This is a genomic window from Synechococcus sp. 63AY4M2, from assembly GCF_002760475.1.
Classification (GTDB): domain Bacteria; phylum Cyanobacteriota; class Cyanobacteriia; order Thermostichales; family Thermostichaceae; genus Thermostichus.
The window spans coordinates 319,738-334,537 of sequence record NZ_AXUX01000001.1; the positions used below are offsets into that span (position 1 = coordinate 319,738).

Consider the following 14,800-nt stretch of genomic DNA (forward strand, 5'->3'; position numbering starts at 1 on the left):
TATGTCCGAAGCTAGATGCGAGGAAGGTTGTGATTATGGACAATTTAAATATCCACAAGAGTCGGGAAGTTGAGGAATTGATTAGGGGGACAGGAGCACGAATCCTATACCTGCCTGTGTATGCGCCGGAGTTGAATCCCATTGAGATGATGTGGTCGGTATTGAAGCATTTTATTCGGCAGCTTTGCAGAATTGGGAAATATAGCATGGAGCAGATAGTGAAGACTTCTTTACTACTGATCAATCCATCCTCCTTCCGAAGTTGGTTTGCTAAGTGCTGCTATTGTACCCCTTGAGCCCTTAACAGGCTGTAGCTGTGTCGTCGTGCCGATTACCTTCTACCTTCCTGCTAAAGCCATTCAAGCTCTGGATTTAACCCCGGGCCATGAGCTGTTGAAAACGTTGATGGCGGATCCTGTCCGGGCTGCCCAGCAGGTGTAATGCGCCATCGATTGGCCGCGCAGCCCCGACGATCCGCGCGAGCTGTCGGAGATCCCGGAGGTGCGCCTGTGGTTTATTCGTTGGGACACGGTCTGCCCCTGGATGCCCTACTTCCTCAACTGGCGCCAAGGAGAGCTGGCCCGTTACGCAGCCATGTTGGTGCCCCATCAATTCAACCCTCGCGAGGGCATTGTTTACAACCCAGAAGCGCTGGAAATCTCTTTGTGTTGATGCGGTGGTTCAAGCAGCAGAAACTGGGATCCCTCTCGATGCTGCGGGATATGGCTTTGGTGTTTGGCTTCGAGGTCCAGCTGGAGTTTCTCACTCTCTGGGAGTCTGAGGTGGGGGATCCGAACTCATGAGGGTGATGGTGGCCGATACCTGGACGGGGATCCCCGGAGCCGCAGCAGTGGCCAGCGCCTGGCAAGAGGTGGTCCAGAGACCTTGAGTCCAGCTCAGGGTGGATCCCAACCCTTCGGAAGCTCAGCTCAAGGCCCTCTGGCAACAAATCGGCGAGCGGGCAACCAATCCCCTCCTGGTTCTGCCGGGCAGTGTCGCCGATCCCCTGGAGCCAGGCCAAACCTGGGCCGATTTGGCCCATGCTTGGGGGTTTAGCCTGCTCTTAACGCTGCGACGGGAGGCCGCCCTGAGCCAAGCAACCGCCTTTGCCGCCCTGATGCGCCAAGCCAAGGTCCGCAACTTGGGCTGGGTGCTGGTCGGATCCCTGCCCGAAACCGAGGATCCCCAAGCTTTGGAGGAGCTGGATGCAGCTTTGATCCCACGCCTAGAGGCTCAAGTTGGAATGCCGGTGCAGGGGAGAATGGCTCTGGATGGGCAGATCCTTTGGGACACCGATTCCCTTGAGCAACTGGGCTACGTTCTATGAAAAGCAGAAAAACCCCCCAGCGTCTGCCAGGGGATTCAAGAAGGACTGGTCGACTAGGTCAGGAGTGGATTAGCCGCGGATGGCCGGCGCCACTTCCACCGCCGCCAGGTCCAGCGGGAAGTTGTGCGCATTCCGCTCGTGCATCACTTCCATCCCCAGGTTGGCACGGTTCAACACATCAGCCCACGTCCCAACCACGCGACCGTTGCTGTCCACAATCGACTGGTTGAAGTTGAACCCGTTCAGGTTGAACGCCATGATGCTGATCCCCAGCGCCGTAAACCAAATCCCAATCACCGGCCACGCCGCCAGGAAAAAGTGCAGGCTCCGGCTGTTGTTGAACGACGCATACCGGAAAATCAACCGGCCAAAATACCCGTGCGCCGCCACGATGTTGTAGGTCTCTTCCTCTTGCCCAAACTTGTAACCCAAGTTCTGCGACTCCTCCTCCGAAGTCTCACGAATCAGGCTCGAGGTCACCAACGACCCGTGCATCGCACTAAACAGCGCACCCCCAAACACGCCGGCCACGCCCAGCTGGTGGAACGGGTGCATCAAAATGTTGTGCTCCGCTTGGAACACCAACATGAAGTTGAACGTCCCCGAAATCCCCAGCGGCATCCCGTCCGAAAACGAGCCTTGCCCAATCGGGTAAATCAAAAACACGGCCGTCGCCGCCGCCACCGGCGCCGAGTAAGCCACCGCAATCCAGGGACGCATCCCCAAGCGGTAGCTCAGCTCCCACTCCCGGCCCATGTAGCAGAACACCCCAATCAAAAAGTGCAGCACAATCAGCTGGTAGGGGCCGCCGTTGTACAGCCACTCGTCCAAAGAAGCGGCTTCCCAAATCGGGTAAAAGTGCAGGCCAATCGCAGCCGAAGAAGGCACCACCGCGCCGGTGATGATGTTGTTGCCATACAGCAACGAACCCGAAACTGGCTCGCGAATCCCGTCGATGTCCACCGGGGGAGCACCAATGAAGGCAATGATGAAGCAGGTGGTGGCAGTCAGCAGGGTGGGAATCATCAGCACCCCGAACCAACCGATGTAGAGGCGGTTGTCGGTGGAGGTGACCCACTCGCAAAACTGCTCCCACACGTTGCTGGTTGAGCGACGTTGGATAACAGTGGTCATGATGGCAAACTTCCCTGAGGAAGCGCGAAGATTGACAACCTAACCTTAAATCATCCGTTAAGTTCTGTCAACTACCTCGCTTGATCCTGAGAGAGGCCATGTCAGTTCCCCGCTGGATTTTAGGGATCCACACCACCACGCCTGTTCTGGGCTTGGCCGTGTTGCCGTTGGAGGAGAAGCTGGGGGAGAGCCGCAGCCGGAGTTGGTGGCTGGATCGGGAGATGGCGGCGCAGTTGCACCCTTGCCTGAAGGAGTTCTTGGCCGGCCAGGACTGGTCGCAGATGGCGGGGATCGCTGTCGCTCTGGGGCCGGGGAGTTTTACCGGCAGCCGTTTGGGGGTAAGTGTGGCGCGGCTGTTGGGCCAGCAGTTGCGCATTCCGGTGTTCGGCTACTCGACTTTGGCGGTTCTCGCCCGCCAGGTGTGGCAGGAGCAGGGATCCCCGCCTCAGCCGCTGACGGTGGCGGTGCAGATGGACGCCAAGCGAGGGGAGCAGTATGGTGGCGTGTACCGGCTGGGGCCAGAACATTGGGTTGCCGAAGTGGCGGATCAGATCTGGGAAGAAGCGGCTTGGCAGAAGGTTCTGCGGCAGTGGCCCCAGGCTCTGGTCGTCGATGCTGCCGACTGGGTGGATCCGGCGCCTGTGCTGGCGTTGGCGGAACTGGCCCGCGCCGACTTCCAAGCAGGCTTGCGCCCTTCCTGGCAGACGGTGTTGCCTCTTTACGGACGTCAGCCGCCCATTGATCTCAGAGAGCTGAATCGGAGTGCCCCGCAGCCGGGGTAAGATTGGGAAGTCTGAGCAACGGATCCCTGTGCTGACATGATCTCAAGCAACGACTTGCGCCCCGGCGTCTCTGTGGAAATTGATGGCGCTCCCTACAAGGTGATCGAGTTTCTGCATGTGAAACCCGGCAAGGGCGCGGCCTTTGTGCGCACCAAGCTCAAAAATATGCAGACCGGCAACGTTGTGGAGAAAACCTTCCGCGCCGGCGAGATGCTGCCCGCCGCCACTATTGAAAAAGTGAATATGCAGTATCTCTATTCAGAAGGGGACAATTTCGTGTTCATGGACATGGAGACCTACGAACAGGCTCCCCTCAGCGCTGCCCAAATCGGCTCTGCCGTGAAATACCTGAAAGAGAACATGGAGGTGGCCATCCTGCGCTGGAAGGGGCAGGTGATCGATGTGGAGCTGCCCAACACCGTTGTCTTGGAAGTGGTGGAAACCGACCCCGGCGTGAGAGGAGATACGGCAACAGGGGGAACCAAGCCCGCCAAGCTGGAGACCGGCGCTGAGATCCAGGTGCCTCTGTTTATTAAGGTGGGAGAACGGGTGCGTGTCGATACTCGCACCGACACCTATATAGGCCGCGAGTGATGGCTCCCCCTCTTCTTGCCGCTGGGCTGCCGTTGTGGACAGGTGATGCATCAGGAGTAATCTTCCCTTGGATGTTGTCAATTGGCAGGAAGTTCGCCTTCTGCTGGCCGCTCTGCAGGAGAGCGACGTTACCGAGCTAATCCTGGAGTACAAGGATTTCCGCCTCACCCTGCGCAAAGGGATCCCGGCTGGCCTTGCTGCTGCTGCCGCTGCTCCGCCCGCTGCCCCGCCGCCAGAACCCCCCCCTGCTTCCCCTGCAGAAGCTCCCCCTCCTGAGAGCGCTCCTAAGCCTGCCCCCAGCCACTGGGTGGAGGTGACGGCGCCGATGGTGGGCACCTTCTACAGCGCTCCTGCCCCTGGAGAAACGGATTTTGTGCAGGTTGGCCAACGGGTGAACAAGGGCCAAACTCTCTGCATTATCGAAGCCATGAAGCTGATGAACGAGATAGAAGCTGAAACGGCGGGCGTGGTGAGGGAGATTTTGGTGAGCAACGGCCAGCCGGTGGAATTTGGCCAAGTTTTAATGCGACTGGATCCCACCGGCTAACAACAAGGCTGGGGCAGAGATAGGGAGGGATCCCTTGGTGGAGGAGGGGCTGTGGCAATTTCTCTTGCCGACCTTTGCCTGCGACTAGGCAACTTTGCCGATGCTTCAGCCCAGAGCTGCCGAGATGGTTGAGGGAGTCACGGTTCTGCCCCCCCAGCACATCGTCGGGCAGGAGCTGGCGGCGCGGCTGCTCGTGGCGGCCTTGGAAAAGGGGCGGGTGACCTCAAGCTACTGTTTCTTGGGACCAGAAGGGGTGGGACGGAGCCTGATGGCCCGCTGGTTTGCCCAGGCCCTCTTCTGCGAGGCCAGCTCAGGGATCCCTTGCGGCCAGTGCTCCAACTGCCGTTGGCTCCTCGCAGGCACCCATCCCGATCTCCACTGGGTCAGCCCCACCTATGTCCACCAGGGCCGCCTGATAGCAGCAGACGCCCCGGAGGCACAAGCTCTGCAGCGGCGCTCCCCGCCGCAAATTCGCCTGGAACAGGTGCAGGAAGTGGTTCGCTTCTGTGCCCGTAGGCCAATGCACGCCCGCCGCTCGCTAGTTGTACTGGAGGGAGCGGAAACCCTGACAGAAAGTGCGGCCAATGCCCTGCTGAAAACCCTGGAGGAGCCTGAGCCGGCCCACATCGTTCTTATCGCCTCCCACCACTCGCCTACCCCCCCTCCCCACCCTTTGCCACCGACGCTGCTGTCCCGCTGCCAGATGGTGCCGTTTCGCCGCCTCAGCTCGGCAGAGATGGAGCAAGTGTTGACAGCTTTGGGCTGCCCGGAGCTGCCCGGGATCCCTCGCTCTGAGCTAATTGCCCTAGCCCAAGGCAGCCCTGGACGGGCGCTGGCCGCCCAGCAGCACCTGCAAAGCCTTCCGCCGTCACTGCTGCAGGACCTAAGACGCTGGCCCCACTCGCTGCGGCAGGCGCTGGAAGTGGCTAGGGCAGTGGCTGCTCTCGATTTGCCGGCGCAGCTGTGGCTGATTGACTATCTGCAGCAGCAGTTCTGGGCGCAGGGATCCCGCCAGGCCATCCGGCAACTGGAGCAGATTCGCCAACAGCTTTTGCAATTTGTGCAGCCGCGCCTTGCTTGGGAGGTCAACCTGGCCGGATTCGACAGCAGTGGCAACCCAAGCCCTGTGGCAAAGTGAGGAGAGAGCGTTCAAGACGTGTCTATGCCTGCATGGCTTTCCGCCCTCCTTGCCGCCCTTGGAGGCTACCTGCTGGGATCCATCCCCACCGGCTACTGGGTGGGCCGTTGCTGGGGTGGGATCGACCTCCGCCAAGCGGGATCCGGCTCAACGGGGGCAACCAACGTGTTGCGGACAGTGGGCAAGGGGCCGGCGCTGCTGGTGTTGCTGGTGGACGCTGCCAAGGGAGCGGCAGCGGTGGCGCTGGGATCAGCTCTGGGCTCGCCGTGGTGGGTGGTCGTGGCGGCCCTGGGGGCGGTGATCGGCCATAGCCGCTCCTGCTGGCTGGGCTTCAAGGGGGGCAAGTCGGTGGCCACCAGCCTGGGGATCCTGTTGGCCATGGCTTGGCCGGTAGCCCTGGCTACCTTCGGTGTCTGGCTGCTGGGGATCGCCCTCACCCGCATCGTCTCGTTTAGCTCCCTGCTGGCGGCGGTGGCGGCGCCGCTCTTGATGTGGGCTCTGGGCCAGCCTCTGCCGTATTTGCTGTTTGCCTTGGCAGGGGGGGTTTATGTCATTGCTGCCCATCGCCGCAACATCGAACGCCTGCTGGCCGGCTCGGAGCCGCGCATCGGCCAAAAATGGGCCCAATCCCCCTGATCCCGGTTGTCAAAGTTGCGTAGCTTTACATGGAACCCTCCACCGTGGTTTTTGTCTACGGATCCCTGCTGCGGGGCGGCCAGTACCACAGCCTGCTGCAAGGGGCAGAGTTTTTGGGCCCAGACAGCCTCAACCACATCGACCTCTACGATCTCGGCCCCTACCCGATGGCCGTTCCTGGCCGCAACCGGCTCTACGGCGAGCGCTACCGCATTCCCTTGGGCCTGTTGCCCCGCCTAGATGAGCTGGAAGACCACCCGCGGCTATACGAACGGCAGTGGGTGCAACTGGAGAGCGGCACCTTTGCCTGGGTTTATCTGGGTCGGCCTGAGCAGGTGCAGGGGTGTCCCCTCATTCCTAGTGGCCGCTGGCTGCCCTGGGACCCCTAGAGATCGAAGTGGAGCTTGACGCCCTCAACATACTGGGGCAGTAGCTCGGCTGAGGGTGGATCCCATTCTGGGGGATCCAACTCTCTGGCAGAGGGAGCAACGGCCTCTACGGGGCTGGACGTGCGCTCCAGGTAGTAGATGCAATCTCCGCGTCGCCAGATGCCCGGCTCCGGCAGGTAGAACAGCCGACCGACCTGGGACGACTTGCCCTTCTCCCCAAACCAGCCTCCCAGACGCTGCGGACGCACCAGCAACAAAGGCAGGCAGAGATCGGCTTTGATGCGGTAGGCGAACTGATCCCGCAGCCGCTCCAACGTGGGATCCTCTAGCCCCATCTGGGCCGAAAAAGGGTTGAGCAGCGCTGAGCGCGCTGCCGCGATCGACTCCTGAGCCGAGGCCGCGGCGGATTGGGGGGGCTTCAGGCCCAGGTCCGCCAGGGTGGGCAGGGTGATCGAGCGCAGCTCGGCCCGATTGGCCTCCAGGTAGCTGGCCCAGCGCTGCAGTTGGGAAAAAGGGATCGGCAGGGTGCGGATCCCTTCCGAGATGGGCATCTCCGGCAGCAACACCGTCCAGATGGCGGCAGAAACCGAAAGCTTCACCATCAGCTCGGCAATGGCCCAGTTCACCTGCGGATCCAAAGTCAGGATCAACAGAGTTTCCGCATGGTCGATATCGGCCTTCAAGAAGGCTGACTCGCTCAGCACGGCTTCCTGCAAAGATCCGGGCAGCACCTGGCCAGGTTCCTCTGAGGACTCCGTCCCGCTGACGCGAACCGGCAGGGCTTTGGAGCTGCCATTGCCGCTGGCGGGGTGGGTCCCTGAGGTATGGCCGGCTTTGTGGCCGTTGAGCTCGGCGGGAAGATTGGCGGTGCGCTCGCGCAGACGGGATCCCGACGGCAGCGGCAGCACCTCCACCGCCTGGTTGAGGGAGCGCAGCAACTGGGCCAACTGGCCGACCAGCGGATGGTTGCCGATGATCACCGTAGAACTCCCCTGATCCAAGCCCAGCCAGCGGGCCACCCAGGCAGCGGTCAGCCCCTGCACCGTCACCGTGACCGAGATGGTCAAAAACACCAGCGCCTTGAGGGCATCCCCCCCGGTAATGCCCCGCTCGGTGAGCAAAATGGCAAACAAAGAAGCCACCGAGGCCGCCACGATGCCGCGGGGGGCCAGCCAGGCCACAAACAGCTTCTGCCGCCAATTCAGGTCGCTGCGCCAGGTACACAGCCACACGCTCAAAGGACGCACCACCAGCATCAGGCAGAGCACCGTGGCCAAGGCTCCCCACCCCAGCGCAAATACCGCCTTGAGCGAGAGGGTGGAAGTCAGCAGAATAAACAACACCGAGATGGCCATCACCACCAACTGGCCGTGAAACTGGCGCACGCTCCGCTCGGCAATGGCCGCCTTCTGCCGCACCACCAACCCGGCCATCACCACCGCCATTAGACCCGCCTCGGAGCGCAGCGACTGGGCCAGGGCAAACACCCCCAGCGCCCCCGCCAGCACCACCGAGTTGCGCAGCTCCTCCGTCAAAAACTGCCGCGACCAGAGCAGGAAGGATCCCATCAGCCAGCCCCCCAGCGCCCCCACCGCCGACCCAATGGCCAAGCGGCTAGATAGCTGCTCTAGGGCCAGCAAGAAACTGGGGTGGCCGGAGAGCACCACCTGCAGCACCACCACCGCCAAGATGGCCCCCACGGGGTCGATGAGCACCCCTTCCCCCTCCAGCAGGGTGCTGACGGCGGGATCGACCCGCACCCGCTTCAGGATGGGGTTAATCACCGTCGGCCCCGTCACCACCACCAGGGATCCAAACAAAAAGGCCAGGGGCCAGGGAAACTCCCCCAAATAGTGGGCCGCCAGCGCTCCCCCTCCCAAGGTCAAAAGGGATCCCAGCAACACCAGATTGCGCAAGCTGTCGGAGACCTGGTTAAGGCGTTGCAGCCGCAGGTTCAGCCCCCCCTCAAACAGGATCAGAGCCACCGCCAACGACACCAGCGCCTCCAGGCCAGATCCCATGATTTGGGGACGAACCCAGCCCAGGCCATCTGGCCCCAGCAGCACCCCAAACAGGAGCAGGAAAACAATGCTGGGCACTTTAACAAAATTGGCCAGGACTTGAGCCGCGATCCCGGCCACCAAGGCCAGCGTAAACAGGATCGTCAGCTCAAAGGAGTTTTCCATGCCGAGGCTCAACCTCCCTTAGCGCGAACTCCGTCCCGGCGACTTTGTCCTGGTCAGCATTGGGGCCACAGACGGTTTACCATGAGCAGGCTGCAAACAGCTACAAGGCACCCCCGGCCGGGACAGACACAAGTGGGAGCAAAGAGAAGGCATCTTGGCGAACGGACGCAGCCTAGGCGGATGTAACACTCTATGTAACACCTTGAATTACTGCTCCCTGAGTCTAGGGTAGCTCAGGGAGAAGGCGAGCTCAAATGGCCGCCCTCGGATGGGGCCGCTCCGGGATCCTGTTGTGGGTTCTCCCCTTCACAGGAATTGAGGCGGGCCTCCGCCAGGGGCTTGACACGGCGAATGGGGAGGTTGGCGATCAGGGCCGTCGTCCCCCCTTCTGCCGCCAAGTGAAACTGCATCCCCTCCGAATCCAGCTCCACATAGCGAGATACTACCCCTAAAATCTCCAGGCGCATCGCTTCCAAGGCTGCCGGGGTGAGGTCGGCGCGGTCGTGGGCCAAGATCAGTTTCAGGCGCTGCTTGGCTTGCTCGCGGCTGTTGCCGGAGTGGCGGGAAAAAAGCTGATCCAAGAAATCGAGAAGCATGGGCTTTATTGAAGGTGCATAGCAGGGAAAGCAAAGACTCCAGGCAAAGAGGATGATCCCGTTGAGATGGAGCTCAAGAGCCGTTGAGATTCAGAGCACCTTTTGGCTGAAAAACCGCTTGGCCTTTTCCCAGAAAGACTCGCCCAAGCTGGCCAACTTGGGAAATTCCACCGTCTCCCCTTCCAGCCGTCGGGCAATGCGCTGGATGGCCTGGGCAGCCTGAGTCGGGTTGGCCGAGAGGACTAGGGGCTCCCCTTTGTTGGTGGAGACGATCACCTCCCGGTCTTCTGGAATGATACCCACCAAGGGGATGGCCAGCACCTCCACCACATCTTCCACTGCCATCATCTGGCCAGCGGTTACCATATCGGGGCGCAGGCGGTTGACGATTAGCTGGATAGAGGAAATCCCTGCCGCTTCCAACAAGCCCACCACCCGGTCTGCATCCCGCACCGCTGCTACTTCGGGCGTAGTTACTAGCAGGGCTGCCGTTGCCCCCGCAATGGCATTGCGAAACCCTTGTTCAATTCCCGCCGGGCAGTCGATCAACACGTAGTCATGGCTGCTGGCAAGCTTTTCCATCAACTGCCGCATCTGATCCGGGCTGACTGCCGTTTTGTTGCGGGTTTGGGCCGCCGGCAGCAACGCCAAATTGGGGGTGCGCTTGTCCTTCACCAATGCTTGTTCAAGGCGGCATTCCCCCGCAATCACCTCCAAAGCCGTGTACACCACCCGATTCTCTAGCCCCAGCAACAAGTCCAGGTTGCGCAGGCCAAAGTCGGCATCCACCACCACCACCGAGCGACCCAAGCGCGCCAAGGCAGTGCCCAAATTGGCCGTTAGGGTGGTTTTCCCCACTCCCCCCTTCCCAGAGGTGACGACGATAACTCGGCTCATACCCCCCTCCGCAGAAAATCCTGAAGGCTGGCAATGCAGATGACACCCTCCTGCAAGTAAACCACCTCTGGCGTGTTGGGAGGGGATCCGCCCTCGGGTGGACGGGCCACCTGATCGGCAATGCGCAACTGAGTTGGCTCCAACTGTAAGGCCAAGATCACCGCGCCTCTATCCCCCTCAGCACCAGCATGCACCAGCCCTCGCAGCCGTCCCCAGACCCAAATGTCGCCGCCGGCAATGATCTCGCCGCCGGGGTTGAGATCCCCCAGCAGAAAAACCGAGCCACGGTGGCGCACCGACATCCCCGACCGCACCGTGGACCGCAGGTAGAGGGGAGTAGTATCCGGGGAGACGGGGGGAATCGCCTCCAAGGGGGAAGATTGTTCCACAGAATAGCCTAGGGTCGCCGCCGCGATCGCCGTCCCTCGGGATCCGGTTTGGACGCGCCACAAGGACAACCGATGCCGCGACAACAAGACGGCCAGAGTTTGTAGGGTGGGCAAGTCCAGCTCTCGCTCTTGGCACCACAGGGTCAGGGGGGCCACTCCTGCCCAGTAGGGTTTGCGGCTGCGCAATTGCCACACCAAATCGTCCCAGACTTCTTCCCAAGCCAGGGTGGCGGGCAAATGCAGATGGATCCCTTGGGCATCGAATCGAAAATAAACACCCCTTTCGGATCCCCGCGGATTAGAGGATGAGGTCGGCGAGACTGCAGAAATTTCCGGGTTCCATGCCGGGGATCCCATCATGGCTGCCCAACGATTTGCCTCAATACAAAGCCTTATCCTATTCCATTCACCCAACGTCGGGAATGCGCTGCAGTCTATGTTGAGCTATCGGGGCCTTCTACACTGCTACCCTCGGGGCAAAAGGTTGAGAGCAGTGAGCTGCAGTCCAATCAGTCAAAATAGAAGAGCGTAACCACCTTGTGTTGCTCCTCAGCGTGCCTGCAGGCCTCCAAAAGCGTGACGCTGTCGTGGAAAACAAAGCAGATCAACTGCTGGCACTTGCTGACGATCTCTAGGTTGCACAGGCGGCTGGCCTCCGCCAGGGGCAGGTGGTCATTTTCGGGGTGCTCCACCAGATGCAGCACCTGCTCCAGGCTGGCCCGCGACTCTGCCGGCTGTCGCTCCAGGCTTTGGGGCAGGATCACCGTCAGGGATTTCATGTCCGCCCGCATGGCTCCGCGAATCACAGCCAGGTTGGTGCCAATGGCCCCGGAAGTGAGAATGCGGTTGCCGGTAAGGGCCAAAGCGTAGCTGAGGGTTTCGATGAGGTACTGGTGGGTGATGGGCACATGGCGACTGCCCAGAATGGCTATCCGCTTTGGCCCCACTTGCTGAATGGCGGCCAGCTCTTGCAAGAACGTATCGACGCTGGTGGGGAGGTCAATGGATTGGGTCAAGGGGATCCCTCAGAAAACTTTTCAGAGGTGGGCTAGGCTATGTTAGCCTACACTGCGGCTTCAGGATCCAGCCAGAGAGCTGCTCGACCCGGTTGGAGCGGCCTCTACCAGCGCAACAGCGCGGCTGCTCCTTGAAACTCGTGGAGCAAGCGGTCTTCGGCCTCGCCGCGGACAAACTCCAGCCTAGCGCCGAAATCGCGGGCCAGCACCCAGACCTGATCCCGCAGCGCCACCGGTTGCGGCTCTGGGCAGAGGAGCTGGGCCATCTCTGGGGTTCCTCCCACCGAGCCGTCTGGGCAGCGCCAGATGGTGGCCTCTAGCCTCCAGGGCAGGACAAGGATTTCCACCCGGCCTAGCTGGAGGGCGTCCAGCACCGCATCTAAGCCCCAAGCGCCGGGCTGCTCTCGAATCCGCTCCAACAAAGCCAGCTCTCCTCGGCGCTCAGCGGCCTCCAGGACGGGTACCACTCGGTCGAGGATGTCTTGCGGCGTCGGTGTGTGAAGGTTGGCGGGGTGCCCCACCCGCGCGACGATGCGGTTGCGTAGGCCGCGGTTGAGATAGCCCTCGAAGTGGGACACCTGCCAGGCTTCGCCCATGAGCACCAGCCGCTCAATGCCCAGGCGATCCACTGCCTTATCCAGGGCGGAAGCCAGGCGCTGGTAGAGCTTGTGCATCCAAAGGCTGACCTTGGCCGCCTCCCGCTCCTTGGGGGAAAGCTTGTCGAAGGTGCCACCGCTGCGGGCGCGACGTTCGGCAACGGCATTTTCAATGCGGCCGGCCAGCTCCTGCAGTTCCTGCCATTCCTCGGCGCTGATGTTGGCAAAGATTTCCGTGTCCTCTCGCAGTTCCCCCAAGAAGAGCTCGTAGAAGCGCCACCTGCTGCCAGACAGGTGCAACACCCCACCCCGCTCGTATTCATCAAAGGCAAAGAAAAGGGGCGTGAGGTAAGGTTCCCCCCAGCGGGCCTCCACCCGCCCATGGGCCAGATCCACCACCGGCAGCTCCACCTGCAGGTCGATTCGGCGCAGCACTGGCTTGCCGGCGGGATTGCGGCTGGCAAAAAGAACCAGGGTGCGGGCCGAAGGGCGCTCCTGCTCCACTAGAGCAAGGACTTGCTCGCAGAGGGAGTTATCAGGCTTGCTCTCCCCACTCTCCAGCAGCTCCTTGAGGGTATTCTTGATGCGTCTCACCCAGGCTCGGCCAGCATTTTCGGGACGGGCAGGGTTGATGTCGGCGTATAGCGAGAGCACCGGCGTGCTGCTGTCGCTAAAGGCAGCTTGCAGATCCTGGATCAGGGTGTTGAGTTCGTCCATGGTTTTCAAGAGAGGGCTCGGTTAGAACTAGAAGCTAGCAGAATATCACGGCAGGAGAGACGCTGACAGGGTTCTCAAAGGATCCCGCTAGGATATGGGGCTCAGTTGGGCTTGGCTCTGCAGGGCGGATTCCGCCTCGATGTGAATGGTGTAGTCCATCTTGCTGTGAACGCCTCTGCCCAGCCAGTGGCCGTAGATGGGGCCGGCATCTTTGGGGTAGGCACTGGCCGCCAAAGCCACATGGCCATCGGCCACGGCCAGCCCTTGGGTGGGATCGAACCCCCGCCAACCGGCCCCCGGCAGATACACCTCTGCCCAGGCGTGCAGGTGGCGGCGGACAGGCTCTGCGGGCTCTTTGCCGGTTGTGCCCTGGAGTTCCAGGTTCTCTTGCAACGGCGGGCCGACCTGGTAGCTGCTGACAAATCCTGCCGCCAGACCTACTGCCCGACAGGCCTCCATCAACACCAGCGTCAGGTCACGGCAGGAGCCGGTTTTGCGCTGCCAGGTCAAGCCGGCGGGCGAGGGATCCCCCTTTTCCCGCAGGATGTGACGGCACTCGGAGTAGATGCGTTGGTTGAGCGCCGGCAAAAAAGCCGTCGTCTCCCCCTGCACCTGATCCCACAGCTCCCAGGCCAGGCTTTGGATGCCAGCATCCGCCTGCGCCGTCCGATAAGGCTGCAATTGAGCTGCCAGCGTGCTGGGATAGTCAATCGGAAGATGGGTAGCCCAATCGCAGAGCAGATAGTCAAAGGGATTCTCCCGCAGGGTGAGCACCGTGGCCTGAGTTTGGACGCGCAGATGTTCGGTGGGATCCCCAAACTAGAGCTGAACCGCCGCGTTGCCATCCAGATCCACCAGCTCCGATTGGCCTGCCGGCGGCGGATCCACCCGCAGCTCAAAGGCCAAGAGGGTTTGGATCCCGTTGCAACGGGGCCGCAACCGCTTTGAACTTGCACAGGCTTGCCCCAGGACGGTCAACAGACAGGTTTTGTCGCAAGTCTTAGTCGCTCGTCTGTGCTACAGTTACCCAAAATTGGCGATCAAATAAAATATAGGTGGGGCTTTGCCTTGGGCAAGTGTGCAGGGGCGCATTGACGGTGCCTTGGAGGTTTGCTTGTGGCCTGGGTGTCGGGTCAGCAGGACGGAGGTTTTAGCTTCTGGGGGTGCGGAGGTGGATAAGCCCCGACTTGTACCCCCCTACTGGGGGGCAGTCAGGGTCGGGATACAGCCACCCCCGCAAAAATATCGTAGAATCAGATTGGCTATACAAGACGGCATTGCCGGAATCTGGTATAGCCCCGCGCTAGAGCATTCCGCGGCTGCATGCCTAACGGCACGGCACAGCCGGACGCAGAAGGTTCTCGCAGTAGCTCCCCGTTCGCGTCAGCGGCGCGGAGCGCTTTAGGGTGAGAGACGAGAGTATGTCACTCGGTGAAGGCGTCACCCTACCTTCGAGGAGCGGCGGTTGGCAAGGGCGTCGTCCGAGCTGGGGAGGCAGCCAAAGCATCTGAGGGAGCCTGCCGGAAAGCTCTCCTGCTGGAACTCCTGTAGCCGTCCGCTGCTCAAGCGACCAGACTGCCACAGGAGGCTGGGCTAGGCTCTGGCCTGAGGATTTGGCGAAGCGGCGCAGCTTTCCTCTCACTCGAGCTGGACTTGCCCCTTCAGCAAAGCCAAGATCAGCCGATCAATTGCCTCCAGATCCAATTCGTCGTAAAGCCGCTCCTGGAGGAAATGGCAGATTTGGGATTCTTGGCGGCGGCTGAGGTAGGTGCTCTGGAGAACCGATTCGACAATGAGTCGAATGGACATGGGGCAGCGCTCCAAACTCAACTACCCCCATCAAATTCGAAGGGAAG

20 protein-coding genes are annotated in these 14,800 nt (G+C 61.3%); 10 read left to right on the plus strand and 10 right to left on the minus strand.

Translation table 11 applies throughout. The annotated features are described in order from the left end of the window. The 4 genes from SYN63AY4M2_RS01395 to SYN63AY4M2_RS01405 all read left to right on the plus strand — a co-directional run. Window positions 1-296: transposase (locus SYN63AY4M2_RS01395; RefSeq protein WP_206337000.1), on the plus strand; the 296-nt coding region annotated here is incomplete at its 5' end. A gap of 205 nt (window positions 297-501) precedes the next feature. Then, entirely contained in the window at window positions 502-672 is a 171-nt protein-coding gene (locus SYN63AY4M2_RS14015; RefSeq protein ID WP_240527377.1) for a chlororespiratory reduction 6 domain-containing protein, read from the plus strand. Beyond that, entirely contained in the window at window positions 672-803 is a 132-nt protein-coding gene (locus tag SYN63AY4M2_RS14305; protein ID WP_255322549.1) for a hypothetical protein, read from the plus strand. Before SYN63AY4M2_RS14015 ends, SYN63AY4M2_RS14305 begins: the two co-directional genes overlap by 1 nt. Before the next feature lie 98 nt (window positions 804-901). Next, complete coding sequence (locus tag SYN63AY4M2_RS01405; RefSeq protein WP_011430137.1) at window positions 902-1,327, plus strand: hypothetical protein; 426 nt, start codon at window positions 902-904, stop codon at window positions 1,325-1,327. 69 nt (window positions 1,328-1,396) lie between these two features. On the opposite strand, the gene psbA is transcribed toward SYN63AY4M2_RS01405, so the two are convergent. Beyond that, window positions 1,397-2,461: a photosystem II q(b) protein gene (gene psbA, locus SYN63AY4M2_RS01410; protein WP_099887145.1), complete on the minus strand. Its 1,065-nt coding sequence runs from the start codon at window positions 2,459-2,461 to the stop codon at window positions 1,397-1,399. Between the two features lie 98 nt (window positions 2,462-2,559). Here psbA and tsaB point away from each other — a divergent pair, with 98 nt between their 5' ends. From tsaB to SYN63AY4M2_RS01440, 6 genes are all read left to right on the plus strand, one after another. Further along, on the plus strand, window positions 2,560-3,243 hold the full coding sequence (gene tsaB, locus SYN63AY4M2_RS01415) for a tRNA (adenosine(37)-N6)-threonylcarbamoyltransferase complex dimerization subunit type 1 TsaB (RefSeq protein WP_011430135.1): 684 nt from the start codon (window positions 2,560-2,562) through the stop codon (window positions 3,241-3,243). Window positions 3,244-3,279: 36 nt separating this feature from the next. Beyond that, the gene (efp, locus tag SYN63AY4M2_RS01420) at window positions 3,280-3,837 is read left to right on the plus strand and encodes an elongation factor P (RefSeq protein WP_011430134.1); all 558 of its coding nucleotides are present in this window, start codon (window positions 3,280-3,282) and stop codon (window positions 3,835-3,837) included. Between the two features lie 67 nt (window positions 3,838-3,904). Then, on the plus strand, window positions 3,905-4,384 hold the full coding sequence (accB, locus tag SYN63AY4M2_RS01425; protein WP_011430133.1) for an acetyl-CoA carboxylase biotin carboxyl carrier protein: 480 nt from the start codon (window positions 3,905-3,907) through the stop codon (window positions 4,382-4,384). A 124-nt stretch (window positions 4,385-4,508) separates the two neighbouring features. Further along, window positions 4,509-5,522, plus strand: a complete 1,014-nt coding sequence (locus SYN63AY4M2_RS01430) for a DNA polymerase III subunit delta' (RefSeq protein ID WP_011430132.1) — start codon at window positions 4,509-4,511, stop codon at window positions 5,520-5,522. Between the two features lie 24 nt (window positions 5,523-5,546). After that, window positions 5,547-6,158: a glycerol-3-phosphate 1-O-acyltransferase PlsY gene (gene plsY / locus SYN63AY4M2_RS01435; protein ID WP_011430131.1), complete on the plus strand. Its 612-nt coding sequence runs from the start codon at window positions 5,547-5,549 to the stop codon at window positions 6,156-6,158. A gap of 29 nt (window positions 6,159-6,187) precedes the next feature. Next, window positions 6,188-6,547 carry a gamma-glutamylcyclotransferase family protein gene (locus SYN63AY4M2_RS01440; RefSeq protein WP_041438264.1) on the plus strand — a complete coding sequence of 120 codons (360 nt, stop codon included), beginning with the start codon at window positions 6,188-6,190 and terminating at the stop codon, window positions 6,545-6,547. Here SYN63AY4M2_RS01440 and SYN63AY4M2_RS01445 read toward each other — a convergent pair. From SYN63AY4M2_RS01445 to SYN63AY4M2_RS13705, 9 genes are all read right to left on the minus strand, one after another. Beyond that, window positions 6,544-8,733, minus strand: coding sequence for a sodium:proton antiporter (locus SYN63AY4M2_RS01445; protein ID WP_011430129.1), 2,190 nt, complete (start codon window positions 8,731-8,733; stop codon window positions 6,544-6,546). The two genes, SYN63AY4M2_RS01440 and SYN63AY4M2_RS01445, sit on opposite strands and share 4 nt — an antisense overlap. Window positions 8,734-8,966: 233 nt before the next feature. Next, a complete protein-coding gene (minE, locus tag SYN63AY4M2_RS01450) occupies window positions 8,967-9,329 on the minus strand; it encodes a cell division topological specificity factor MinE (protein WP_011430128.1) in 363 nt (120 codons plus the stop codon). A 90-nt stretch (window positions 9,330-9,419) separates the two neighbouring features. Further along, a complete protein-coding gene (gene minD / locus SYN63AY4M2_RS01455; protein ID WP_011430127.1) occupies window positions 9,420-10,226 on the minus strand; it encodes a septum site-determining protein MinD in 807 nt (268 codons plus the stop codon). Next, window positions 10,223-10,975 carry a septum site-determining protein MinC gene (gene minC / locus SYN63AY4M2_RS01460; protein ID WP_011430126.1) on the minus strand — a complete coding sequence of 251 codons (753 nt, stop codon included), beginning with the start codon at window positions 10,973-10,975 and terminating at the stop codon, window positions 10,223-10,225. Before minC ends, minD begins: the two co-directional genes overlap by 4 nt. Before the next feature lie 149 nt (window positions 10,976-11,124). Further along, window positions 11,125-11,631, minus strand: a complete 507-nt coding sequence (locus SYN63AY4M2_RS01465) for a hypothetical protein (protein ID WP_011430125.1) — start codon at window positions 11,629-11,631, stop codon at window positions 11,125-11,127. Between the two features lie 104 nt (window positions 11,632-11,735). Beyond that, window positions 11,736-12,944 carry a VLRF1 family aeRF1-type release factor gene (locus SYN63AY4M2_RS01470; RefSeq protein WP_240530469.1) on the minus strand — a complete coding sequence of 403 codons (1,209 nt, stop codon included), beginning with the start codon at window positions 12,942-12,944 and terminating at the stop codon, window positions 11,736-11,738. A gap of 87 nt (window positions 12,945-13,031) precedes the next feature. After that, window positions 13,032-13,718 (minus strand): transglutaminase family protein, encoded by a 687-nt coding sequence (locus tag SYN63AY4M2_RS01475; protein WP_228375472.1) that lies wholly within the window; start codon window positions 13,716-13,718, stop codon window positions 13,032-13,034. A gap of 45 nt (window positions 13,719-13,763) precedes the next feature. Beyond that, window positions 13,764-13,883 (minus strand): transglutaminase N-terminal domain-containing protein, encoded by a 120-nt coding sequence (locus SYN63AY4M2_RS14310; protein WP_228375471.1) that lies wholly within the window; start codon window positions 13,881-13,883, stop codon window positions 13,764-13,766. 699 nt (window positions 13,884-14,582) lie between these two features. Further along, on the minus strand, window positions 14,583-14,753 hold the full coding sequence (locus SYN63AY4M2_RS13705) for a hypothetical protein (protein WP_011430123.1): 171 nt from the start codon (window positions 14,751-14,753) through the stop codon (window positions 14,583-14,585). Window positions 14,754-14,800: the final 47 nt, after the last annotated feature.

Coding starts and splice junctions, on each gene's coding strand:
- psbA (WP_099887145.1), bottom strand. CDS start 2,461: ATGACCACTGTTATCCAACGTCGCTCAACCAGCAACGTGTGGGAGCAG.
- SYN63AY4M2_RS01430 (WP_011430132.1), top strand. CDS start 4,509: ATGGTTGAGGGAGTCACGGTTCTGCCCCCCCAGCACATCGTCGGGCAG.
- SYN63AY4M2_RS14305 (WP_255322549.1), top strand. CDS start 672: ATGCGGTGGTTCAAGCAGCAGAAACTGGGATCCCTCTCGATGCTGCGG.
- SYN63AY4M2_RS01445 (WP_011430129.1), bottom strand. CDS start 8,733: ATGGAAAACTCCTTTGAGCTGACGATCCTGTTTACGCTGGCCTTGGTG.
- SYN63AY4M2_RS01470 (WP_240530469.1), bottom strand. CDS start 12,944: ATGGACGAACTCAACACCCTGATCCAGGATCTGCAAGCTGCCTTTAGC.
- efp (WP_011430134.1), top strand. CDS start 3,280: ATGATCTCAAGCAACGACTTGCGCCCCGGCGTCTCTGTGGAAATTGAT.
- SYN63AY4M2_RS01440 (WP_041438264.1), top strand. CDS start 6,188: ATGGAACCCTCCACCGTGGTTTTTGTCTACGGATCCCTGCTGCGGGGC.
- tsaB (WP_011430135.1), top strand. CDS start 2,560: ATGTCAGTTCCCCGCTGGATTTTAGGGATCCACACCACCACGCCTGTT.
- minE (WP_011430128.1), bottom strand. CDS start 9,329: ATGCTTCTCGATTTCTTGGATCAGCTTTTTTCCCGCCACTCCGGCAAC.
- plsY (WP_011430131.1), top strand. CDS start 5,547: ATGCCTGCATGGCTTTCCGCCCTCCTTGCCGCCCTTGGAGGCTACCTG.
- minD (WP_011430127.1), bottom strand. CDS start 10,226: ATGAGCCGAGTTATCGTCGTCACCTCTGGGAAGGGGGGAGTGGGGAAA.
- SYN63AY4M2_RS13705 (WP_011430123.1), bottom strand. CDS start 14,753: ATGTCCATTCGACTCATTGTCGAATCGGTTCTCCAGAGCACCTACCTC.
- minC (WP_011430126.1), bottom strand. CDS start 10,975: ATGATGGGATCCCCGGCATGGAACCCGGAAATTTCTGCAGTCTCGCCG.